Raw genomic sequence first — 21503 nt, 5'->3', positions numbered from 1 at the left:
TCACCTCCTGGTGCTTGTTGTTGTCGATGCGCTCTTTGTTGGCGCTGTGCTCTTTGTTGGCGCTGTGCTCTTTAATGTCGATGCGCTTGCGATATCGCTGCGCTCTTCACTGGCACTGCACTGGTCGTTGTCGCCATGCTTGCCGTTGCCTTGGCGTGTCACGGTCGAGGCTTTGCCCCTGCAGCTGATCATAGGCAATTTACCTGCAACTTATTGTTCCACTTTGGGCCGAAGTCGGCGCCCTTGGCTAAGCGTACTTAGGTGTGCGAGTGCCGTAGCACGGCCTCGGCTCTGCCGACCGAAAACGCCAGCGGGGAGAAGGGGCCAAAGAAATGCGCGAGCGCAAGATCGGTAACAATGCGACTGGCAGAAAATCGACAGGTGGGGAGAAGAGACAGGAGAGGAGAAAAGACAAGGGACACGCCACCCGAAGGCGGGTGGCGTGAAGGATCGATCAGTTCTGGTCGACGCGATCCTTGGCGGCGCTGAAGCCCATCAGCGACACGTTGAGGTCCTGACGCTGGCCGCGCGGGTTGACGATGCTGACGGTGGCGGTGCTGCCGGCCTTCAACTGGTTGAGCAGTTGCGGCTGCAGCGGGATGTCGGCACGGCAGCCCTGGGGCACACACACCTGGTAGGGCATGCCCACCGGCTCGTTGGTATCGACCTTGAGCTGCAGGCCTGGGGCCAGACGTACGCCCAGCGGAACCAGGAAGGTCATGGCAGAACCGTCCAGCTGAGCAGGGTTGCCGACCACGACCCGAAGGACCGGCTCGCCATCGGCACCATTGACCAGCTGGGTCATGGAGCAGGAGCCGTCGGACGGGTTGACCGGGCAGTTGACCTCCCAGGACTGGAAGGTTTCGGTGTTGACGGCGGGTCCGGCATTACCGGTGCTCTGGGCGAAGGTCAGCGGCGACAGCGCCAGCAGGCTCAGCACACCGGCGGCACGCAGGCCGGACGCAAGGCGATTGAACATAAACGGCAGGCTCCTTTCCAAATCCATTGGCAGACAAAGGCTCGGGGCATAGTTCAACACGGAATGGGGCCTGTTGGCGACTGTCGCGAGGGGTTAAGGGCACTGACCACGGCGCCATGTCGGATTTTCTCTTTTTCCCAGCCCAGCCCAGCCCTACACAAGACGCGGTCGACCTCGGATAGCGTGGAAGCAGGAGCGACTGCGGGATCGATCGAGAGATCGACTGCGGGATCGACTAGAGTGGGGCGAGATCCTCGTAGCTCGCCTCCAGCACGATCCCGAAGTGCTCTTCAAGCGCCGCCAGATAGGCCGCGCCCGGGGGCAGGAGCTGTTCGCTTGTCGTGTCCCCGCGTCGGATCTTCAGGGTGAAGTCGGAAAGGCTGATCTGGCCCTCGGGGGTGGTCAGCGCGGCCATGCGCGAGGTGGTGAAGTGCAGGCCTGGCCAGGTGGAGGTGAAGTGATTGGCCATCTGAATATCACCTTCGCACACCGTGGTGAAATCGACGCTATAGAGGTCGACCCATTGGGCTCCCATCAATGATTGCAGCATGATCCCGTAGCGAGCGTTCTCCACCAGTCGTAGTGTCTGGTCTCCGATGTGGAGCGGGGTGTCCGGGGTCAGCGGGATCGGTGCACGGGGCGTATTGGTGCCGAAGCCGGCGTCGACCAGCCATTGGCGTTTGTCCAGCGTCACCAGCGATACCTGATGACTGCGCCCGGTGGGGGTTCCCGACAGATGCACACGTCCCAACAGGGCCCTGGCCTCGAATCCGAAGGCCTCAAGTGCCATCAGCAACAGGCCGTTGAGCTCGAAGCAGTAGCCGCCCCGGCGTTGACCGATGAGCTTGGCCAGAATGCCCTTAGCACTGACATCCACGCCGCGGCCCAGGCAGATATCGAAGTTCTCGAAGGGCAGCGAGGTGAGCTGGGCGCGATGCAGCGCGCGCAAGCACTCGGCAGACACCTCGACGGGTTGCACAAGGCCGATACGCTCAAGGTATTGGTCGCAGGGAAAGTCCGAGAGGGGCATGGGCGGTTACGCGTAGCAAAGTTCGGTTTAGCCTAGTGCGAGGGCAGCGGCCTTGCCAGCCTTCGCGCGTCGTCACCACGCATGCGGACAGGCTCGGTCGCTTGCCTGCCTGCCCGGCACAGCGCAACAGCCGTGGTAGGATGACCGATCCTTTTTCGATCGCTTGGGGGCTTGGCATGGAGGAGATGGGGCTGCGATGGCTCGCCGGGCAGGCCGTCAGCCTGGTGGCGCTCACGCTCTGCGTGATCGGCTTCGCCAGCCGGCATGACGACAAGCTGTTGGTATTGCTGCTGGGAGCCAACCTGGCCTTCGCGACCCAGTTTGCCCTGCTGGGGAGCTGGGTAGCCGCGTCGATCTCGGCCCTGATCATCCTGCGCATCGCTCTGGCGCGACGCTTTCCCGGCAATCTGGCGATCATGCTCGGCATGTTGCTCGCCACCTTGCTGGTAGCGGCGCTGACCTGGAGCGATGCGCGTGATCTTCCTGCCCTGGCGGCAGGGCTGCTTGGCACCTTTGCCATGTTCATGCTCAGAGGGGTGGCGATGCGTCTGGTACTGGCCGGCGCCGCCTTCTGCTGGATCATCAGCAATCTGCTGGCAGGTTCGCTGGGTGGCACCCTGGCCGAGACGCTGATCTTCGCCACCAATATCATCACCATCGTGCGCCTGAGGCGCCAGGCCTCGGCCGCCGCCCACTGATCCTGGCGGCTGTCGTCGATTCCTTGTGGTGGACGCGAAACGGTCACGGAATTGACATCCTTGTCTCGTATATATGAAATTCCATATATTCTGAGGCGCCCCCGATGACGATGTCACAAGAGTCCCGCAAGCAACGCGTGCTGTTTCTGTGTCACGCCAATTCCGCTCGCTCGCTGATGGGCGAGGCGCTACTGCGCCACCTGGCCGGTGATCGCTTCGATGCCTTCAGCGCCGGTACCGAGCCGGACGAGCCGCATCAGAAGACGCTGGCCGCGCTCAAGGAGCAGTCCATCAGCACCGAGGGGCTCGCCAGTCAGTCCCTCGACAGCTTCGAGGGACAGCACTTCGATGCCGTCATCGTGCTTTGCGACAAGGCCCAGGAAACCTGTCGCGACTGGGAGGGCAGTCGCGACGAGCATCTCTATTGGGATATCCGCGATCCCCGTGGCATCGAGCGTGACAACGCCTATGCCCAGGCGCTTCAGGAAATCCGCGTGCGCCTGATGCTGTGGCTGCAGATCAAGGATCGTGATCGCGCCCGCCACCTGGCCGACGATTGATGGCGTAACCCTCTGTCGGCAGAGCCTGGCGGGTGCCGGGGCGCGATACTCACTTTCTAAAGCGAGACTTTCATGACACTACGTATCGGTATCAATGGTTTCGGACGGATCGGCCGCCTGGTGGTTCGCAGTCTGTGGCCGCGTATCGCCGCCGGGGAGGTCGACCTGGTTCGCGTCAACGATCCCGGTGGTGACGCCGCCACCTTCGCCCACCTGCTGGAGTTCGATTCGGTGCACGGCCACTTTTCGCCTGAGGGCGGGATCAATGGCGAGGGCGAGCAGCTGAACCTCGACGGTCGCGCGGTGGCCTTCAGCGGAGCAAGCGTTCCGGCCGACGCGGACTGGTCCGGCTGCGACGTGGTGATCGAATGCTCCGGCAAGCACAAGACTCTGGACAGGCTTCAGGCCTATCTCGACCAGGGCGTGCGGCGCGTCGTGGTCAGCGCGCCGGTCAAGGAGGAGGGCGTGCTCAACGTGGTCATGGGGGTCAACGACGATCTCTACGAGCCCGAGCGTCACCGCATCGTCACCGCCGCCAGTTGCACCACCAACTGTCTGGCCCCGGTGGTCAAGGTGATTCAGCAGCGTTTCGGAATCCGTCATGGCTCCATGACCACGGTGCATGACATCACCAACACCCAGACCATCCTCGACGCGCCCCACAAGGACCTGCGTCGGGCGCGGGCCTGTGGCATGAGCCTGATCCCTACCACGACCGGGTCGGCCAAGGCGATCACCGCGATCTTTCCCGAGCTCGAGGGCAAGCTCAATGGCCACGCCATCCGCGTGCCGCTGGCCAATGCCTCGCTCACCGACATGGTCTTCGAACTTGAGCGCGAGGTGACGGTGGATGAGGTCAACGCCGCCCTGCTCGAGGCCGCCGAAGGGGAGCTTGCCGGCATTCTCGGCTACGAGGAGCGCCCGCTGGTGTCCATCGATTACCGCACCGACCCGCGCAGCTCGATCATCGATGCGCTGTCGACCATGGTGGTCAACGCCACCCAGCTCAAGCTCTACGCCTGGTACGACAACGAGTGGGGCTACGCCAACCGCACCGCAGAGCTGGCGCTGAAGGTGGGTCGTGGCTGAATCGTTGATGGCGCGGGTGAAGGCGCTGCCCTTCGAAATCCGCCAGTACCTGCTGATCACCGGCAACTACTGGGCCTTTACCGTTACCGACGGCGCCCTGCGCATGCTGGTGGTGCTGCACTTCCACCAGTTGGGCTATTCGCCCCTCGAAGTGGCGATGCTGTTCTTGTTCTACGAAGCCTTCGGGGTGATCACCAACCTGGTGGGGGGCTGGCTCGGAGCACGGCTGGGCCTCAATCGCACCATGAATCTGGGACTCGCTCTGCAGATCGTGGCGCTGGCCATGCTGATGGTGCCGTCCTCGGCGCTGAGCGTGGCCTGGGTCATGGCGGCCCAGGCTTTGTCGGGCATCGCCAAGGACCTCAACAAGATGAGCGCCAAGAGCGCGGTCAAGGTACTGGTGCCCGCCGAGAGTGCCTCGGCAAGCTCTACCCTGTATCGCTGGGTGGCGATCCTGACCGGCTCCAAGAACGCGCTGAAGGGGGCCGGTTTCTTCCTCGGCGGCCTGCTGCTGACGCTGATCGGCTTTCGTGGTGCGGTCATCGTCATGGCGGTGATGCTGCTGGCGGTGCTGGTCCTCTCGCTGGTTCGCCTCAAGGCCGATCTGGGGCGCGCGAAGCGCAAGCCCAAGTTCTCCGAGATATTTTCCAAGTCCCGCGCGATCAATGTCCTGTCGGCCGCGCGCCTGTGTCTGTTTGCCTCCCGGGACGTCTGGTTCGTGGTGGCCTTGCCGGTGTTTCTCTATGACCAGCATGGCTGGAGCCACTGGACGGTGGGCGGGCTGCTGGCGATCTGGGTGATCGGCTACGGGGGTGTCCAGACCCAGGCGCCCCGGTTGACTTCGCTGATGGCAGGAAGCCAGCGACGCACGACGGTATTCTGGGCGCTGGCCCTGGCGGGGCTGCCAGCCCTGCTGGCGGTGCTGCCGCTGGCTCAGGTGGGCTGGCTGGTGGTGGGTCTGTTGCTGTTCGGGGTGCTGTTCGCCATCAATTCTAGCTGGCACAGCTACCTGATCGTGCACTACGCCCGCGCCGAGGGTGCCTCCATGGACGTGGGCTTCTATTACATGGCCAACGCCATGGGGCGCCTGCTCGGCACCTTGCTGTCGGGCTGGCTGTATCAAAGCCAGGGGCTGTCAGCCTGCCTGTGGGTGTCGGCGGCGCTGGTGCTGGCCAGCGCCCTGATGGCACTGGCCTTGCCCGGCGATGGTCACCCTGAGCCCGCAGCCACAGGTGACGAGGCAAGGCCCGCCTAGGATAGTCGGCCCGCGGAGGAACCCCGTGACGCTGAACGAAGAAAGCCGCTGCCCAGGGAAAAAAGATGAACAGGCAAAGATGAACAGGAAACGCCGATGATGTCGCTGGACCCGTTACGCCTCTACAAGTGCCTGTCGGAAGAGACGCGCCTGTCGATCATGCTGTTGCTGCTGCAGGAAGGAGAGCTCTGCGTCTGCGAAATGACCGCGGTGCTCGAGGTGTCGCAACCCAAGGTGTCACGCCACCTGGCAGAGCTGCGTCGCTGTGGGTTGCTCCAGGATCGTCGCGATGGCCAGTGGGTCCACTACCGGCTGAGCGCCGAACTGCCCGGCTGGGCGCTCGACTGTCTCGAAGCCGGCGCCCGGGGACGACGGGCCGAGCTTGAGGCATTGCACGAAGGGCTGGCCAGGATGGGGGATCGTCCGCAGCGCTGCGAAAGCCTCTGCTGAGGCGCTGTCGCCTTCTAGGGTGACTCCGGGTCGCCTTGCCCGGCCTTTGAAAAGACTCAGGCAACTTGCCTGTATTACAAGAAGAGGGCCTACACTGAAGCTGTGCACCGGCATGTTAATTCTCATGCTAATCAATTAACATGCCGACCACTTAAACGATTCAGCGCAAGGACCTTGGATCATGATTGTCTACTCCCTCATCCTGTTGTTGGTGGGGCTTTCGCTATTGGGGGGCGGCGCCTGGCTGGTCACCCTGGGTGGAAGCTGGTACTACGCCCTGGCCGGTCTGGTGCTGATCGCGGTGGGCGCCATGGCGCGCTCCCGTCGCGTGCCGGCGCAGTTGCTTTACGCCGGGCTGCTTGTCGCCACGGCCGCCTGGGCCCTCTGGGAATCCGGCTATGACTGGTGGCCGCTGGCCACCCGCATGGGCCTGTTGATGCTGCTTGCCATTCCGCTGCTGTGGCCGCCGCGTGCCGGCAAGCGTCTGGGTACGGCGGTGCTGCTGCCGGTCTGGGCGGTGCTGGGTGCAGGCCTGCTGGGTAGTCTGGCGGTGGACGCCCATCGCATCGAGGGGCGACTCAACGAGGACGAGATCGTCCAGTCACCCGAGCTTGGCGATTCGCCGGAGGCGAGCTGGCACGCCTACGGCCGCAGCAACCTGGGTCAGCGCTACTCGCCGCTGGACCAGATCACCCCGGATAACGTCGGCGAACTGGAACTGGCCTGGCAGTATCAGACCGGTGACAGGAAGGGCCCTGACGACGTCGGGGAGACCACCTACGAGGCCACGCCGCTGAAGGTGGGTAATGCGCTGTTTCTGTGCACGCCGCACAACTGGCTGGTGACGCTGGACGCCGATAGCGGCGAGAAGCTTTGGCAGTATGACGCCAAGGTGCCTGCGGAAAGCTCACGCCAGCACCAGACCTGTCGTGGCGTCTCCTACCTGCCGCCGGCATCCGGCGATGGCGATAGCCTCGACGTCGCGGCGGCGAGCCAGCCGGCCGAGGCGCTGGAGCCGATCCAGTGCGACGCCCAGCTGTTCATGCCGACCTCCGATGCGCGCCTGCTGGCCGTCGATCCGGCCACCGGTGCCCGCTGCGCCAACTTCGCCGACAACGGCGAGCTGGACCTGATGCACAACATGCCGTTCACCCAGTCCGGCTTCTACTACTCGACCTCGCCCCCCGTGGTGGCCAATGGCCTGGTGGTGGTGGCCGGGGCGGTCAATGACAACTACGCCGTCGATTCACCCTCCGGCGTGATCCGCGCCTACGACGCCAGGACCGGCGAGCTGCGCTGGAACTGGGATTCCGGCAACCCGGACGAGACCGCGCCGATCGGTGAGGACGATACCTACGCCACCAGCTCCCCCAACAGCTGGGCGGTGGCCAGCGCCGACGAAGAGCTGGGGCTGATCTACTTCCCGATGGGCAACCGGACCCCGGACCAGCTCGGCCACTTCCGCAGTGAGGCCGAAGAGAAGTTCGCCACCTCGGTGGTGGCGCTGCGTCTGGACAGCGGCCAGGTGGAGTGGGTCCAGCAGTTCGTCCACCACGACCTGTGGGACATGGACACCCCGGCGCAGCCGAGCCTGGTCGACCTGGAGACCGACGAGGGCATGCAGCCCGCGCTGGTGGTGCCGACCAAGCAGGGGGACGTCTACGTCCTCAACCGCGCCACCGGCGAGCCAATCTTCCCGATCACCGAGGAGCCGGCACCGCAGGGCACCATCGAAGGCGACTACGCGGCACCGACCCAGCCCAGGTCTGCCCTGAGCTTCCGTCCGCCGAAGCTGCGCGAGGCCGACATGTGGGGAGGCAGCCTGATCGACCAGATGGTCTGCCGTATCCAGTTCCGCTCGCTGCGCTACGAGGGTCAGTACACCCCGCCGTCCGAGCAGGGCACCATCGTCTTCCCCGGCAACTTCGGCGTCTTCAACTGGGGTAGCCTGGCGGTGGACCCCAAGCGCCAGGTGATGTTCGGCATGCCGCTGTATCTGGCCTTCACCAGCACCCTGGTGCCCAAGGATGGCGCCGAACTCGGCGAGACCAACCAGGGTGAGCAGGGGCTCAACGAGAACGCCGGTGCCGACTACGCGGTGGAGATGAAGCCGTTCCTGTCGCCGCTGGGCATTCCCTGCCAGCAGCCGCCCTGGGGCTACGTGGCCGGCACCGACCTGCGTACCGGTGAGGTCGCCTGGCAGCACAAGAACGGCACCATCGAAGACATGACAGCGCTGCCGCTGCCCTTCGAGATGGGGGTGCCGGGTATCGGCGGTCCGATCATCACCGACGGAGGAGTGGCCTTCCTGGCGGCGTCCGTGGACGACTACTTCCGTGCCTACGACCTGACCACCGGCGAGCAGCTGTGGGAGTCGCGGCTGCCAGCCGGCGGCCAGGCCACGCCGATGACCTACCTCAACAGCCAGGGCGAGCAGATGGTCGTGCTGGTGGCCGGGGGGCATGGTTCGATCGGTACCACCATCGGTGACTACGTGATGGCCTACAAACTGCCGGATCAGGCGTCACAATAGGCGAGCAGGGAGGGGAGCCGAACATTCGGCTCCTGCCCTGAAACCACGCCGTTGCAGCCAGAGCCCCCGTCGGATGCCCGTCGGGGGCTCTTGCTTGTGTCACAAGGTGGCCGACAAGGGTGCGGCAAAACACCCGCTACCGGCCATAATAAAAGATTCAGATAATGGGGATCTTTGTGCCGCTTCGGGATCGAGTGTCCCGACGGCCTACCGCCAGGGACAGGGAGAAACGCATGTCAGATATCGCCCTCTACGTGATGATCTACGCGGCCGTGCTGTTGTCGATCTATCAGGTCTACTACATCTACTACGAGCAGCACTTTGCCGACTTCGAAAAGCGTCCCGGAATGGACGCCGAGGCGCTTGAGGAGCTGTCTCGGCTGGCCGAGCAGGCCAGGAATACCGGTGATCGCGAGGCCTTTGCCCGGGCGGTGAACGAGCGCTTTGATGGCCGCGTTGACCCCAGGGTAGCGCTGGCGGCCTTTTCCCGGGACGACGAGCCGGTCAATGCCGCCATGCTGCTACGCCGCCGTCGCCAGATCGTCACCAATGGGCGCATCATGGTCCGCCATCTGGCGAGCTGGACGACCCGCCCGCCGAGCCGGGACCTGCGTGGCACCTTGATCATCGTGATCATCGCGCTGTGCCTGTCGGTGCTGGGGCTGGGTGGGCTCAGCGTCTATACCATCGGCTATGAACTGGGCTCACCGGCGTTCGCCTGGGCCAACGATCCCGCCGTCCTGCTTTCGTTGATCGCGCTGCTGATCGTCGCCACCCACCTGGTCTACAAGCTGGACGTCTACCTTCACGATCTCTACGAAATCGGTAGGCTGAATCCGCACTTTCGCTAGGGCTTGTCTGAAAAGTGCCTGCGCTCGGTAATACGGCGTTAAAAATCGGCTGGTGCGCCAGCCCGGTCAAAATGCTCATTTACACCCCGTAAACTGCGCTTTCTCACCGATTTTTGCCTTGTCTAACCTTCGCTCGTCGACTTTTCGGACAGCGCCTAGGTGGTGACGGTACTGCAGCGGCACGTCCAGGCTTCAGTCGCTGGTTCGCAGATGGGCGTGTCGGTCGTCTGTATTGGCTAGATAGTTGCCTTGCCTGGGTGCGTCGACCAAGCGCCAGATATTGAGGCCCCGCTTAGGCGGGGCCTTTTTGTGCAATGTGCCTGCGTCTGGCTTGTGCGCCCCTGAATCGTTGGCGGAGGGCGCGTTGCCGCTTCAGGAATGCGCTGGAGGTTGAAAGTGGTAAGACCACATGGCTGGCACCAAAGTCGCCTTTTGCAGCCCAGACCTGACGACTATGGTTCAAGGCATTGACGAGAAAGCGTCGGATTTCGCGGAAACTGGCAATAAGAAGGGCGGCGATCAGCATTGTCGTGACCGGCGAGAGTCGCTGTTGATGTGGTTCAGGTGAAATGGTCGAGAAGTGGTCTTGAGGGCTCTTAAGAGGTAAGACCAGTTGGGTGGGAGGATGACCAATGTTGGACAGCGCGATCCGTGAGGGCGAGTCGGTCAACGGCTATCAAAGAGTGTTCGAGGTCTTTCGTGAACGAGTCCTCAATGGCGAGTGGCGGCCTGGCGATCGTTTGCCCAGCGAGCGTGAATTGGCTCTGGAGCTCAAGGTCGGCAGACCGCTGTTGCGTGAGGTGATGCGCTCGCTGGATATGCTCGGGGTCCTCGACATCCGTCACGGCAAGGGCGCCTATGTGGCCAAGGCCGACTTCAAGGTGTTGTCGGATTTCTTCGCCTTTTACCTGGCTCAGGAGAAAAACGCCCTCGACGACGTCATGCAGGCCCGGATAGCCATCGAGTGTCAGGCGGTGCGACTGGCCTGTGATCGCGCTACCGATAACGACATCGCCCGCATAGAGACCTGCTTCAAGCAGTTGATGGCCACGCTTGAGGATCCCGAGCAGGGCGGGCGCGCCGACTACCAGTTTCATCTTGCCATCGTCGAGGCCAGCCATTGTCAGTCGCTGATGACCTTGTACCACGCGATTTCCGCGCTGTTGCTCAAGAGCCACGTCCAGCGTCGACAGATCACCCTTGGTTCGGACGAGGTGATCGAGGCGCATATCGATTCTCACCGACAGGTGTTCCTGGCCATCGTCGAAGGCGACGGTGACAAGGCCAACCAGCGCCTGCGCGAGCACTTTTCCATCGGCGACGAACTGCGCCGCAAGAGCATCATCGCCGCCTATACCCAGGAAGCCGAAGCAAGCCTTGGCCGACGTTGAGCGCCAGTCATCGTCATGGCGCCGCGTCAGCCTGTTGCCAGGAAGGTGACGACGCACCATCGATACCGAAGTACGACAACGACAATACAACGCTACGAGAGGTGAGCCTGATGAATTTCAAGACCGCTGCGACCCTTGCCACTCAGGGAGTGGCCCTGAGCCTCGCGATCAGCCTTTCGGCTGCAAGCGCTTCTGCCGAAACGATTCGCTATGCCCATGTCGGGGCTGAAGGCGATCTGCAGACACGTTATGCCAGCGAGGCGGCAGAGGCCATCGCCGAGGCCTCCAATGGCGAGTTGGAGATCCAGGTTTATCCGGCCAGTCAGTTAGGTGGCGTTGCCGAAATGGTGGATGGTGTGCGCATGGGCTCCATCGGTATGGGACATCATGACTTCGCGTCCCTTGCGCGTATCGTTCCCGAGGCGGCGGTGTTCAACGCCCCCTATATCTATCGTGATGCGGCCCACGCCCTGGCCGCCACCGATCCCGAGACACCCGCGGTCAAGGAGATCAACGAACGGTTGATCGAGGACGGTGGGGTGCGCATCGTCGGGCGCATCTATCGCGGTGCACGGCATGTGTCGTCCAACTTCGAAGTCAAGTCGCCGGCCGACCTCAAGGACAAGCCCTTCCGGGCGGTTCCGCTGGATCTGTGGATCTCCATGGTCAAGGGGTTTGGCGCCAACCCGACGCCGGTGGCGGTGTCGGAATTGCCGACCGCGCTGATGACCGGTCTGGTGGTTGGGCAGGAAAACCCGCTGACCATGATCGCCGCCAACAAGCTCGATGAAGTGCAGTCCCATGTGGCCCTGACCGGACATATGCACTCGGTGCTGGCCGTCTTCATCAATGAAGATGTCTGGCAGGGACTGTCCGATGACCAGCGTTCTGCAATTACCGAGGTCCTCGACGACAAGGCCGATGAGTCGCTCGAGTGGGCTCAATCGTCCGAAGATGCCCTGGTGGAAGAGCTCAGAGGCCGTGGCATGACGGTGATCACCGCCGACGACGGCCTCGATCTCGACGCCTTCCGTGAGCAGGTCAGCGCGCAGATCAGTGCCGACTTTCCCTCCTTTGACAGCTATGTCGAGCAGATCGCCAAGGTCGATTGAACCGGCAAGCATCGTCAGCGATGGGCGGGGCGACGCCCCGTCCATCGAGAGGAAACAAGGAGAACGCCGTGTCCGGCTTGAAGCGTTTCTGGCAGGGGCTTTGTGCGCTGCTGCTGGTCGGCATCGTGGTAGTGCCACTGTCGCAGGTGGTAATGCGTGATATCTTCCTGTCGCCGCTGGTCGGGGCCGAGGAGCTGACGCGCTTTCTGCTGGTGTGTCTGGTCTTCGCCAGCTATCCGCTGGTAGTAGGCCATGGTGAGAACATCGGCATGAGTGAACTTCGCGATATGCTGACCGGCCGGCCTCGTCGCCTGCTCGATACCACCATTTTCGTGGCGTCGGCAGTGGCCAGCGGTGTGGTGGCGTTCGCTACCATCACGACCATCGCCGATAACCTCAACAATGCCACCCCGACCCTCAAGATTCCGTTCTGGATCTTCCTGGGATCTACCGCTATCGGCTTCGCGGTGGCGGCACTGCAGCATGTGATACGGCTGCGTGGCCAGTCCGCGACTGCATCTCATGACGATCCGCCGGAGGTTTCCTGATGGGACTGGCCTTGATCGTTGCCTTTCTGGTGCTGTTTCTGCTGGGCTTTCCGGTGGTCTACGCCATCCTGTTGCCGGCTATCGCCTATGTGGTGGTGGAGGGCTTTCCGCTGGGGCTGCTGGGGCAGCGTGTCACCTACGCGCTGGACAGTTTTCCGCTGGTGGCGGTGCCAATCTTCATCTTTGTCGGCAACCTGATGAACCTCTCCGGTGTCACCGACCGCATCTTTCGCTTCGCCGACACCCTGGTGGGGCGAGCCCCGGGAGGCTTGGCCCAGGTCAACATCTTTTCCAGCCTGATCTTCTCGGGAATGTCCGGGGCGGCGCTGGCCGACGTGGGTGGGCTTGGCAAGATCGAGATCGAAGCCATGCGCAAGCGCGGCTTCAAGGCACCCTTTGCAGCGGCGGTGACCGCATCCTCTGCGGTTGTCGGGCCGATCTTTCCGCCGAGCATTCCGCTGATCGTCTACGGCTCGGTGACCAGCGTCTCGATCATTCAGTTGCTGATTGCCGGTATCGTGCCGGCACTGATCTGTGTCGCACTGCTGATGATCACCGCCGCTGTGCTGGCACTGCGCTCCGACATGCCGCGCTCTGCTCGCTGGCCGACGGCAAGGGAGGTCGTCGCGTCGCTGCTGCCTGCACTGCCGGCGCTGCTGGCACCGGTGTTGATGATCGCCGGCATGATGCTGGGACTGTTTACCCCCACCGAGGCGGCGGCGGTGACCGCAGCCTATGTGGTGCTGATCAGTGGCCTGATCTACAAGGAACTTACCTGGGCCCATCTGTGGTCCGCGCTGCAGGCGACGCTGCGCAGTACCAGCGCGATCCTGATCATCGTTGCTGCGGCTTCGCTGTTTGGCTGGATCCTGGCGGTGGAGCAGATACCCCAGAGCTTTGCGGCCTTTATTTTGCAGATATCCACAGATCCGTTGGTACTGCTGTTGATTGCCAACCTGATCTTCTTCGTGGTGGGCATGTTTCTGGATTCCACTACCGCGACACTGCTGGTGGTGCCGGTGATTGCCCCGCCGATGGTGCTGGCGGGCGTCGATCCCGTACATCTGGGGATTGTCGCCATCTTCAACCTGATGATCGGGCTGCTGACGCCACCCATGGGGCTGTCGCTTTACTTGATCTCATCGATTGCTCAGGTCAGCTTGCGGCAGTTGTTGAAGGCGTTGATTCCGTTCTACGTCCCGCTGTTCTTGACCCTTGCGATCATCACCTTTGCCTCCGATCTGGTGCTGTGGCTGCCGGGTCTGATGCGCTAACTTTCCCTTGCCAGCAATGGAGTTGTCATGAAACTCGTCATTGGTTCAGATCATGCGGGCTTTCCGCTGAAGGCCTCCGTCGTGGCCTTTGTCGAATCCCTCGGTCACGAGGTGCAGGATGTGGGCTCCTACGATGACCAGCCGGTCGACTTCCCCGATATCGCCAGAGAGGTGACCTCTCGTGTCACCTCCGGCGAGGTCGAGCGTGGACTGATGGTCTGTGGAACCGGAGTGGGCGCGGCCATCGCCGCCAACAAGGTCAGGGGAATTCGTGCCGCCGTGGGCCATGACGTGCACTCGGCGCACCAGTGTGTCGAGCATGACGACGTCAATGTGCTGTGTATCGGCGCACAGATCGTGGGCCCCTGGCTTGCCAATGATCTGATCAAGGCTTTTCTGGAGGCGGAGTTCTCCAGTGATGAAGAGTACCGCCGGCGGGTGGAGAAACTCCACGCCATGGAAGGTGGACAGGGGCCGGTCGAGGGCTAGACCGAGAGCGGCGTGGCCGATTCAGGGTGATGTGATGGCCGAACCGGAATACCAGCAACCGCCCTCATGGAGACAGCCAAAATACGATCCTCGAAAATATGACCACGGGTGCACCGATGCCGGCGGCTACATCAGCCGTCTTCCAGCACCACCAGGCCGTAGCTGCCGAGCTCCGGCAGTCCGCCTGCACTGGTGCGCAGGGATAGACCACCATCCTCGGCGACATCGAAGGCCATCACCTGGCCGGTGTTGCCGACCAGCTGATAGAGGGTGTCGCCGTCGGGGCTCAGCGCCATGTCCGAGAAGAACAGCAATTCGCCGTCGTCCTTGTAGGCGGTGGCATCCTCGAGGGCGATGCTGCCGTCCGGTTTGACGCTGTAGCGGCTGATGGAACTCGACAGGGCGTTGGCGGTGTAGAGGGTATCGCCGTCGGCGTTCAGCGCGACCCAGCAGTTGGCGATCTCGCCTCCTTCCATGGCGGCGCCGGTCAGGGCGTCGGCGGTCTTCAGGGTGAGTCCGCCCTGATCATCCAGCACATAGCTCGAGACCGAGCTGGTCTGCCAGCTGTAGAGCGGGCTCTGGGGTACCTTGTCGGCCTCCTCACGCAGGCCGAACTCCGGCGTCAGGAAGCGTGCCTCCGACATCAGCAGGGTCTCGCCCTGGTCCCCCTGGCCGATGGCGAAGCCCACCGGTATGGCGTGGAAGCGTTCGGCCGGCGCACGCGGGCTGTCCACGCTGGCGATCGGATCGGCGGACAGACCATCGTCACTGACCGCAAAGCTGTGAATCTTGCCCGTCACCAGCTCGTTGACGATGACGAAGGCTCCGGAACGCGAGAAGGCGATGGTCGAGGGGCGGGCGCCCAGGTCGCGCCGGCTGCCCTGGATCGCGATCAGTCCTTCGGGGGTGTGGCGATACAGCGCGATGGAGCCGGCCTGGTTGCTGTCACCCACGCTGGCGGAGGCGACCAGGTGGCCGTGGATGGCGACAGAAATCGGGAAACGGTCCGAGGCCGTCACGCTGTTGACGGCCTGAAGGCTGCCGTCGGGGGCGCGGTTCATCAGGCTGAGGGTACCGTCGCCCGGGTTGACCGCCACCATCCAGCCGCCGTCCGCGGAGGCCGCGATGGCGTTGGCGGAGATCAGGGGGTCGTCGCCGTTGGCCAGCGGGTGGTCAGGGTTCTTCTCCAGAGCCGGTATCTCCAGATCACCGGTACCAAGGCCCCCGGTGGGATACTCGGAGGCAAGGGAAAGCGTGCCGTCATCGTCGGCATGGAAGGCGGCGACCGAGTTGCCTTCGGTCTTGTTGGTGACCACGTAGATCGTTTCTGCCGCCAGGCAGGTGGACAGCGGGGCAAGTGTCAACAGCATCAGGGTGGGCAGGCGTAGCGTCATGGGCGGGGCTCTCCATGGGAAGGGACTCTCGATAGCTGTCTCTTACCTTAGGGCAGTCCTGCAGCGGTGCTCTTCATGGCTGTGCCTTGCCACAACACGGCCGGAAAAAAGGTCGATACGATGCCTCGATGCGCGATTTTGCAAGGTTTGTGGTGCGCCAAAGAAGAGCGCCGACATCCCGGGATGTCGGCGCTGTGGGTAGGGTCTGTAGAGCAGGGGACTGTGGGCAGGGGCTGTAGGCAGAGGCTGTAAACCGCGACGCTCTGATCGGAGGCGCCGCGGTCAGCGCTCAGTTTTCCTTGAGCTCCAGGTCCGGTACTTCGACCTTGAACAGACGAGTCAGATAGAGCAGGTAGGCAAAGCCGACGGCGACCCAGGTGAGACCCACCTGGAAGGTGTTGAGCGACAGACTCGACCACAGCCAGATGGTCAACAGGAAGCCGACGCTTGGCATGACGCCGTAGCGCAGCAGGTTCTTGGGTTGCATCAGGTGCTCATCCACCAGGTAGTGCTTGATCACAGAAAGGTTGACGAAGGAGAAGGCGACCAGGGCACCGAAGCTGATCATGGTGGCGGCCAGCTCCAGGCTGATGACCAGCGCCATCAGCGAGATGGCGCCGACGATCAACGTCGACCCCAGCGGGGTGCCGTAGCGCTGGCTGAGCTTGCCGAAGACCTTGGGCAGGACCTGGTCGCGGCCCATGGCGAACAGGATCCGGGAGACGCTGGCCTGGGCGGCCATGGCCGAGGCGAAGCAGCCTGCTACATATGCAGCGGTGAAGAAGGCGACCAAAAAGCCCCCGCCGGCGCGGCGCATCACGTCCACCGCCGCCGAGTCGGCGCTGCCGAAGTTGTGATAGTCGGGGAACACCAGATGCCCGACCCAGGAGGCCAGAATGAACAGGCCGCCGCCGATCAGGGTGCACAGCATGATGGCGCGGGGGATGTCGCGCTTGGGCTCGCGGGTTTCCTCGCACAGGGTAGAGACGGCGTCAAAGCCAAGAAACGACAGGCACAGGATGGCGGCACCACCGACGATGGTGGTCCACTGGAGCCCTTCGCTGTGGAAGGGCGCCAGCAGCGAGGGGGCTTCGCCACCGGCGATGACCTTCAGCGAGATGGCGATGAAGGTGGCCAGAAAGACGAACTGAAAGCCGATGATGATCAGATTCATCTTGGCCACCAGCTTGATGCCCAGGATGTTCAGCGCGGTCACGGCGACGATGGCAGCGACCACCCAGACGCCCTGATCGATGGCGGGGAAGACCTCCTTCATGTAGATCCCGATCACCAGGTAGTTGATCATCGGCAGGAAGATGTAGTCGAGCAGCAGCGCCCAGCCCACCATGAAGCCCACACGGCCACCGAAGGCGCGGCGGGTGTAGGTGTAGGCGGAGCCGGCGGTAGGGTAGTGCTCGACCATCTTGCCGTAGCTGTAGGCGGTGAAGAACATCGCCGCCAGGGTGATGACGTAGGCCATGGGCACATGGCCGCCGGTGGTTTCGGTGACCACGCCGTAGGTGGTGAATACGGTCAGGGGCACCATGTAGGCGAGGCCGAAGAACACCAGGGCAGGCAGGCCAAGGATGCGCTTGAGGCCGCTGTCCTGGCCTTCGGGGGCCTCGGGGAGGCTGGAACGTCGTTGTTGTGTCATGGGTCGGTTCCTGTTGTTGCTGTTGTTGTTCTGAGCGCTGCTCAGGGCGTGGTCTACCGCCCGTTCCAGGTTGCCGTCGTCGATGCGGTCTGGCGGCTGCGTCGGGGGAGACGTTTCGCCGAACCGTGCACGGTCCCCGTGGCAAACCAGTATGGAAAACCGGCGGTGCTCGCGTGGCGCCGACGCCCGTCCGGGACAAGCGACCTACTGATGTCGTACGGGGCGTCGAGCGTTTTCGTCGAATCGGTCGTGCCTTGTGCCGTGTGCCGGGGCTCAGGCGTTGTCGAAGCCCTTGAGCACGTTGATCGCATTGACCCCGATCTCTTCCACCGCGTAGCCGCCTTCCATCACGAATAGTGTGGGCAGTCCGATGCGCTTGAGGCGGGCGCCGATGTCCAGATAGTCGTCGCTTTGCAGGGTGAAGGAGCTGATCGGATCGTTCTCGAAGGTGTCGACCCCGAGGGCGATGATCAGCATGTCCGGGGCGAAGTCCTTGACGCGCGCGATGGCGTCATCCAGCGCCTGCGCCCAACGGGCGTAGTCGGTGCCGCTGGGCAGGGGGTAGTTGACGTTGTAGCCCTCGCCGTCACCTCGTCCGGTCTCGTTGGCGAAGCCGAGAAAGTAGGGAAACTCGTCCATGGGGTCGCCGTGCAGCGAGAGAGTGAGCACGTCGCTGCGCTCGTAGAAGATGTCCTGGGTGCCGTTGCCGTGGTGGAAGTCGATGTCGAGGATGGCGACCCGCTGGTGGCCCCGGTCCAGTGCCCGCTGGGCGGATACCGCCACATTGTTGATGAAGCAGTAACCGCCGTACTGGTCCCGCGCGGCGTGATGGCCGGGCGGTCGGCACAGGGCGAAGGCCGGCGCGCCGCTGTCGAGCACCTGGTCCAGGGCGGTCAGGGCGATGTCCTTGCTGAGCAGGGCCGCCTCAAAGGTGTCGGCGTTCAGCGAGGTTTCTCCGGCCAGGGCGTAGTAGCCAAGGCGGCCCTCGATATGGCGGGGTATGGGGCCGCCGGGCATCCGCCGTGTCGGCCAGATATTGGGAATCGCTTCGCCTTGGTAACCGGCCGCCTGCCAGTCGCGCCAGGCAACCCGCAGAAAGTCGATGTAGTCCGCGTCATGGATGGCCAGCACCGGCTCCAGTCCATGCTCGTCGGGGCCGCGGATCTCGCCGATGGACTCGGTCCTGGCGCGTTCGATGATGTAGTCCACCCGCTCGGGACACTCGAAGGGCGCGACCAGTTGGCCGGCAAACAGCTCGGTGAGAGTGCGACGGTCGCGGGTGGCGTCGCTATGAACGATCAACATGGCGGTGTCTCCTTTGGCAGTTCCGGGGCAAGGTGACGAGTGTGCGGCCTGCATCGCGGCTGTCGCTGTCTACTCGATCACGGCGGCAAAACGGTCGTTGAGTCGGCTCAGCGCCGGGCCGATCAGCGGCAGGTGGCGCTCACGCGACGCCAGGGCCTCCTCGGTGGCGTAGCTCAGGGTGATGGTCTGGGCGCCCAGCCAGCGCAGGGGGTCGGGCTCCCAGCGACGAACCACCTGGTCCAGTGCACAGCCATCGAAGGCCCAAGGGGCCCGTGTCAGCGGTGTGTCCTGTCCACAGAGCATCTCGGCCAGGGTGCGCGCCATCAGGTGGCTGGCGGCGACGCCTTCGCCGGCATAGCCGCCGGCGGTGGCGATGCCGGCTCGCCGATCGACGAGGGCGTGGGGGCGAAAGCTGCGCGAGAGGCCAAGGGTGCCGCCCCAGCCGTGGCTGATATCGACCTCGCCGAGGTCGGGAAACAGATCCTGGAGCAGCGCCTTGCGCATCTGGATGTCGCCCTGGGTGATGGAGGCCTGGTGACGCGGACGGGCGTTGAAGCGGTAGCGACCCCTGGCGCCGAAGATCAGGCGACCATCGCGGCTGCGATGGCCGTAGTTGATCAACCGGCTGGCGTCGGCGAAGGTCGGTCGCTGTGCCAGGCCGATGGCGTCCCACTGGCTCTGACTCAAGGGCTCGGTGGCGATCACCAGGCTGGAGACCGGGACCAGGTGGGGACGTAGCTGGGGCAGGGTGTTGTAGCCTTCGGTGGCCATCACGATCATCGGCGCGCGGATGCTGCCCTGGGGCGTGGTCACTTTGCCGTCATCGATGCTCGTCGCCGGGCTTTGTTGGTGGAGCCTGACCTGCATGGCCGCGAGTCGCTCGACCAGCCCATCGATCAGCTTGCCGGGGTGCAGCGTGGCGACCTGACGATGAAAGATGCCACCGAAGGGGCGGCGGAAGCGGGCCCGGTCGCTGAGTTCGTCGGCGGACAGCCAGCGGCAGTCATGCTGGCGATGGCCGAGTTCCAGCAGGTGTGCGAGGTAGTCCCGCTGGAGCGCCTCCTGAGCCGGGTAGCGCGCCGCCGCGTAGAGCGCCCCGCCCTTGTGGAAGTCGGCGTCGATGGCTTCCTGCGAGAGGGTCGCGCCGATCTCGTCGACATTGGCGGACAAAAGCTCGCACAGCGCCTGGCGCCGGGCCAGGGTCAGGCCCTTCAGGTGCCGCTCTAGGCCCGCCAGGTTGCCTACCACCCAGCCCCCGTTTCGCCCGGAGGCTCCGTGGCCGAAGCGCCTGGCCTCGAGTACCCGGATGTCCTTCCCCGGTGCCAGACGCTTGAGGTGATAGGCGGTCCACAGGCCGGTGAAGCCACCGCCGACAATGACCACGTCTGCCTGTTCATCCCCGGTCTGTTCATCGATGGCCTGTTCAGCAATGGAGAGGGGGGCGAGTGGGACTCGCCCGTTGTCTCGGTGTGACCAGAAGATGGCGTCGTTGGACGGTGCTTTCGTCATCACATGAATCCCAGTACCAGATAGAGGGCGGCGGCCAGCAAGCCGGCCAGGGCCGCGTAGGGCAGTTGGGTAAAGGCGTGCTGGAAGGGCGTGCAGCCGCTGGCCTGGGCCGTCAGCACCGTGGCGTCCGAATAGAAGCAGGCGTGGCTGCCGAAGGTGCTGGCCGAGAGGGTGGCACCGATTACCAGCGTCATGTCGGCGCCCAGATTGTGGCCCAGGGTGGTGACGATGGGGAGGATGATCACGAACACGCCCCAGTTGGAACCGGTGGCGAAGGAGACGAAGCCCATCAGCGCAAAGATGATGAAGGGCAGGATCTGGGCGTTGATCAGCGGTTCGACCGTGGTGATGATGTACTCGTTGAGTCCCAGGGTGGTGTTGACGTCATTGAACATGAAGGCCGCCACCAGCACCGCCAGGGCATCCAGCATCGACTTGAAGCCTTCCAGAATGTTGTCGAAGGTCTCGCCGGGGGTTAGCTTCTTCAGGCCGATGAAGGCCACGATCATGCCGGCCAGGGTCACGAAGATACCCATCAGGAAATCGAGATCGAAGTACCAGGTGAAGAAGGCCAGCGACATCATCGGCAGCAGGAACATCCAGACGCTGCTGCGCGTCTGGTCCTTGGCCGCCAGGTGGGCGATCTCTTCATCGATGTGCTCGGCGCCGGGTGGCACGCAGCGCCCCTCGAGCTGGGCGCGCTGCTCGGCGCGCTTCATCGGGCCGAACAGCGGAATCTTGCCGTAGGCGACCAGCGGCACCATGGCCACCGCGATCCACGGATAGAACATGAAGGGGATGGCCTGGATATAGGTCCAGACGCCCTGGCCGTCGGCGGCCAGGCCGTTCTTTTCGATCAGCGCGCCGAAGAACACCGCCCAGGTCGAGATCGGGATCAGTACGCTGATCGGTGCGGCGGTGGAGTCGATGACGTAGGCCAGCATCTCTCGCGACGTCTTGAAGCGGTCCGTCACCTGACGCATCGAGGTGCCGACCGCCAGGGAGTTGAGGTAGTCGTCGACGAACAGCACGATGCCCATGAACCAGCAGCCGAGCAGCGCCCGGGGCTTGCTGGTGATGTAGCGCAACAGGCTTTCGGCGAAGGAACGCGAGGCGCCGGATTTCAGCAGCAGTGCAATGATCGAACCCATCAGCCCACATACCGCGATCACCCAGGCCACGTCCTCGTCGGTCAGGACGTTGAGCAGGCTCTCCGAGAGGGTGGACAGGGCGCTGGTCGGCTCGATCAACAGGGTGCCGACGAAGGCGCCGGCCACCAGCGGCTCGAGCGCGCGACGGCTCCACAGTGCCAGCAGCAGTACAACGGCGGTGGGCAGCAGCACCAGCCAGCCGCCTGCGGGGAAAAACGCTTCCATGGATGT

Annotated in this window: 20 protein-coding genes; 12 read left to right on the top strand and 8 right to left on the bottom strand. The window is 63.7% G+C overall.

Annotated features, from left to right (window positions below; genetic code table 11):
- Positions 1-454: 454 nt before the first annotated feature.
- Positions 455-979 carry an invasion associated locus B family protein gene (locus KUV74_RS01255; RefSeq protein ID WP_045992593.1) on the bottom strand — a complete coding sequence of 175 codons (525 nt, stop codon included), beginning with the start codon at positions 977-979 and terminating at the stop codon, positions 455-457.
- Between the two features lie 235 nt (positions 980-1214).
- Positions 1215-1928 carry an arylamine N-acetyltransferase family protein gene (locus KUV74_RS01250; RefSeq protein WP_261395003.1) on the bottom strand — a complete coding sequence of 238 codons (714 nt, stop codon included), beginning with the start codon at positions 1926-1928 and terminating at the stop codon, positions 1215-1217.
- A gap of 221 nt (positions 1929-2149) precedes the next feature.
- Between KUV74_RS01250 and KUV74_RS01245 the strand changes: the two genes are divergently transcribed.
- The 7 genes from KUV74_RS01245 (at position 2150) to KUV74_RS01215 (ending at position 9445) form a co-directional block, all read left to right on the top strand.
- A complete protein-coding gene (locus tag KUV74_RS01245; protein WP_231498492.1) occupies positions 2150-2707 on the top strand; it encodes a YgjV family protein in 558 nt (185 codons plus the stop codon).
- 104 nt (positions 2708-2811) lie between these two features.
- Complete coding sequence (locus KUV74_RS01240) at positions 2812-3267, top strand: arsenate reductase ArsC (protein ID WP_308812402.1); 456 nt, start codon at positions 2812-2814, stop codon at positions 3265-3267.
- A gap of 72 nt (positions 3268-3339) precedes the next feature.
- The gene (locus KUV74_RS01235; protein WP_222515449.1) at positions 3340-4356 is read left to right on the top strand and encodes an ArsJ-associated glyceraldehyde-3-phosphate dehydrogenase; all 1017 of its coding nucleotides are present in this window, start codon (positions 3340-3342) and stop codon (positions 4354-4356) included.
- A gap of 7 nt (positions 4357-4363) precedes the next feature.
- On the top strand, positions 4364-5611 hold the full coding sequence (gene arsJ, locus KUV74_RS01230) for an organoarsenical effux MFS transporter ArsJ (RefSeq protein WP_222515795.1): 1248 nt from the start codon (positions 4364-4366) through the stop codon (positions 5609-5611).
- A gap of 96 nt (positions 5612-5707) precedes the next feature.
- Positions 5708-6061 carry a metalloregulator ArsR/SmtB family transcription factor gene (locus KUV74_RS01225; RefSeq protein WP_222515448.1) on the top strand — a complete coding sequence of 118 codons (354 nt, stop codon included), beginning with the start codon at positions 5708-5710 and terminating at the stop codon, positions 6059-6061.
- Positions 6062-6242: 181 nt separating this feature from the next.
- Complete coding sequence (locus KUV74_RS01220) at positions 6243-8594, top strand: glucose/quinate/shikimate family membrane-bound PQQ-dependent dehydrogenase (protein ID WP_222515447.1); 2352 nt, start codon at positions 6243-6245, stop codon at positions 8592-8594.
- A gap of 233 nt (positions 8595-8827) precedes the next feature.
- Positions 8828-9445 (top strand): hypothetical protein, encoded by a 618-nt coding sequence (locus tag KUV74_RS01215; protein ID WP_222515446.1) that lies wholly within the window; start codon positions 8828-8830, stop codon positions 9443-9445.
- A gap of 292 nt (positions 9446-9737) precedes the next feature.
- Here KUV74_RS01215 and KUV74_RS01210 read toward each other — a convergent pair whose 3' ends face one another.
- A complete protein-coding gene (locus KUV74_RS01210) occupies positions 9738-9971 on the bottom strand; it encodes a hypothetical protein (RefSeq protein WP_222515445.1) in 234 nt (77 codons plus the stop codon).
- A gap of 106 nt (positions 9972-10077) precedes the next feature.
- Here KUV74_RS01210 and KUV74_RS01205 point away from each other — a divergent pair, with 106 nt between their 5' ends.
- The 5 genes from KUV74_RS01205 to rpiB all read left to right on the top strand — a co-directional run bounded on the left by KUV74_RS01205 (position 10078) and on the right by rpiB (position 14259).
- Positions 10078-10836 (top strand): FadR/GntR family transcriptional regulator, encoded by a 759-nt coding sequence (locus KUV74_RS01205; protein ID WP_222515444.1) that lies wholly within the window; start codon positions 10078-10080, stop codon positions 10834-10836.
- 110 nt (positions 10837-10946) lie between these two features.
- Positions 10947-11948 carry a TRAP transporter substrate-binding protein gene (locus KUV74_RS01200; RefSeq protein WP_124802508.1) on the top strand — a complete coding sequence of 334 codons (1002 nt, stop codon included), beginning with the start codon at positions 10947-10949 and terminating at the stop codon, positions 11946-11948.
- Positions 11949-12016: 68 nt separating this feature from the next.
- Positions 12017-12496, top strand: a complete 480-nt coding sequence (locus KUV74_RS01195; protein ID WP_222515443.1) for a TRAP transporter small permease — start codon at positions 12017-12019, stop codon at positions 12494-12496.
- Complete coding sequence (locus KUV74_RS01190; protein ID WP_222515442.1) at positions 12496-13770, top strand: TRAP transporter large permease; 1275 nt, start codon at positions 12496-12498, stop codon at positions 13768-13770. Before KUV74_RS01195 ends, KUV74_RS01190 begins: the two co-directional genes overlap by 1 nt.
- A 27-nt stretch (positions 13771-13797) precedes the next feature.
- On the top strand, positions 13798-14259 hold the full coding sequence (gene rpiB, locus KUV74_RS01185) for a ribose 5-phosphate isomerase B (protein ID WP_124802502.1): 462 nt from the start codon (positions 13798-13800) through the stop codon (positions 14257-14259).
- Between the two features lie 131 nt (positions 14260-14390).
- Here rpiB and KUV74_RS01180 read toward each other — a convergent pair whose 3' ends face one another.
- From KUV74_RS01180 to KUV74_RS01160, 5 genes are all read right to left on the bottom strand, one after another.
- On the bottom strand, positions 14391-15653 hold the full coding sequence (locus KUV74_RS01180; RefSeq protein WP_213230347.1) for a hypothetical protein: 1263 nt from the start codon (positions 15651-15653) through the stop codon (positions 14391-14393).
- 289 nt (positions 15654-15942) lie between these two features.
- Positions 15943-17307, bottom strand: coding sequence for an APC family permease (locus KUV74_RS01175; protein WP_222515441.1), 1365 nt, complete (start codon positions 17305-17307; stop codon positions 15943-15945).
- A gap of 273 nt (positions 17308-17580) precedes the next feature.
- The gene (locus tag KUV74_RS01170; protein WP_222515440.1) at positions 17581-18612 is read right to left on the bottom strand and encodes a histone deacetylase family protein; all 1032 of its coding nucleotides are present in this window, start codon (positions 18610-18612) and stop codon (positions 17581-17583) included.
- Between the two features lie 69 nt (positions 18613-18681).
- Positions 18682-20121 carry an NAD(P)/FAD-dependent oxidoreductase gene (locus KUV74_RS01165; RefSeq protein WP_222515439.1) on the bottom strand — a complete coding sequence of 480 codons (1440 nt, stop codon included), beginning with the start codon at positions 20119-20121 and terminating at the stop codon, positions 18682-18684.
- The gene (locus tag KUV74_RS01160; protein WP_045991891.1) at positions 20121-21497 is read right to left on the bottom strand and encodes a Na+/H+ antiporter NhaC family protein; all 1377 of its coding nucleotides are present in this window, start codon (positions 21495-21497) and stop codon (positions 20121-20123) included. Before KUV74_RS01160 ends, KUV74_RS01165 begins: the two co-directional genes overlap by 1 nt.
- Positions 21498-21503 lie beyond the last annotated feature (6 nt).

It is taken from the genome of Halomonas sp. DP1Y21-3 (assembly GCF_019801245.1).
Classification (GTDB): domain Bacteria; phylum Pseudomonadota; class Gammaproteobacteria; order Pseudomonadales; family Halomonadaceae; genus Halomonas; species Halomonas litopenaei.
Note: the sequence above shows the minus strand (reverse complement) of the source record. Positions and strands in the feature narration are given on the sequence as shown.

What these genes read in the sequence shown, in the direction of transcription:
- KUV74_RS01240 (WP_308812402.1), top strand. Translation starts at nt 2,812, where the DNA reads ATGACGATGTCACAAGAGTCCCGCAAGCAACGCGTGCTGTTTCTGTGT.
- KUV74_RS01160 (WP_045991891.1), bottom strand. Translation starts at nt 21,497, where the DNA reads ATGGAAGCGTTTTTCCCCGCAGGCGGCTGGCTGGTGCTGCTGCCCACC.
- KUV74_RS01180 (WP_213230347.1), bottom strand. Translation starts at nt 15,653, where the DNA reads ATGACGCTACGCCTGCCCACCCTGATGCTGTTGACACTTGCCCCGCTG.
- KUV74_RS01190 (WP_222515442.1), top strand. Translation starts at nt 12,496, where the DNA reads ATGGGACTGGCCTTGATCGTTGCCTTTCTGGTGCTGTTTCTGCTGGGC.
- KUV74_RS01170 (WP_222515440.1), bottom strand. Translation starts at nt 18,612, where the DNA reads ATGTTGATCGTTCATAGCGACGCCACCCGCGACCGTCGCACTCTCACC.
- KUV74_RS01200 (WP_124802508.1), top strand. Translation starts at nt 10,947, where the DNA reads ATGAATTTCAAGACCGCTGCGACCCTTGCCACTCAGGGAGTGGCCCTG.
- KUV74_RS01220 (WP_222515447.1), top strand. Translation starts at nt 6,243, where the DNA reads ATGATTGTCTACTCCCTCATCCTGTTGTTGGTGGGGCTTTCGCTATTG.
- KUV74_RS01235 (WP_222515449.1), top strand. Translation starts at nt 3,340, where the DNA reads ATGACACTACGTATCGGTATCAATGGTTTCGGACGGATCGGCCGCCTG.
- KUV74_RS01255 (WP_045992593.1), bottom strand. Translation starts at nt 979, where the DNA reads ATGTTCAATCGCCTTGCGTCCGGCCTGCGTGCCGCCGGTGTGCTGAGC.
- KUV74_RS01245 (WP_231498492.1), top strand. Translation starts at nt 2,150, where the DNA reads ATGACCGATCCTTTTTCGATCGCTTGGGGGCTTGGCATGGAGGAGATG.
- KUV74_RS01205 (WP_222515444.1), top strand. Translation starts at nt 10,078, where the DNA reads ATGTTGGACAGCGCGATCCGTGAGGGCGAGTCGGTCAACGGCTATCAA.
- KUV74_RS01215 (WP_222515446.1), top strand. Translation starts at nt 8,828, where the DNA reads ATGTCAGATATCGCCCTCTACGTGATGATCTACGCGGCCGTGCTGTTG.
- KUV74_RS01225 (WP_222515448.1), top strand. Translation starts at nt 5,708, where the DNA reads ATGATGTCGCTGGACCCGTTACGCCTCTACAAGTGCCTGTCGGAAGAG.
- KUV74_RS01210 (WP_222515445.1), bottom strand. Translation starts at nt 9,971, where the DNA reads ATGCTGATCGCCGCCCTTCTTATTGCCAGTTTCCGCGAAATCCGACGC.
- KUV74_RS01165 (WP_222515439.1), bottom strand. Translation starts at nt 20,121, where the DNA reads ATGACGAAAGCACCGTCCAACGACGCCATCTTCTGGTCACACCGAGAC.
- KUV74_RS01175 (WP_222515441.1), bottom strand. Translation starts at nt 17,307, where the DNA reads ATGACACAACAACGACGTTCCAGCCTCCCCGAGGCCCCCGAAGGCCAG.
- rpiB (WP_124802502.1), top strand. Translation starts at nt 13,798, where the DNA reads ATGAAACTCGTCATTGGTTCAGATCATGCGGGCTTTCCGCTGAAGGCC.
- arsJ (WP_222515795.1), top strand. Translation starts at nt 4,364, where the DNA reads ATGGCGCGGGTGAAGGCGCTGCCCTTCGAAATCCGCCAGTACCTGCTG.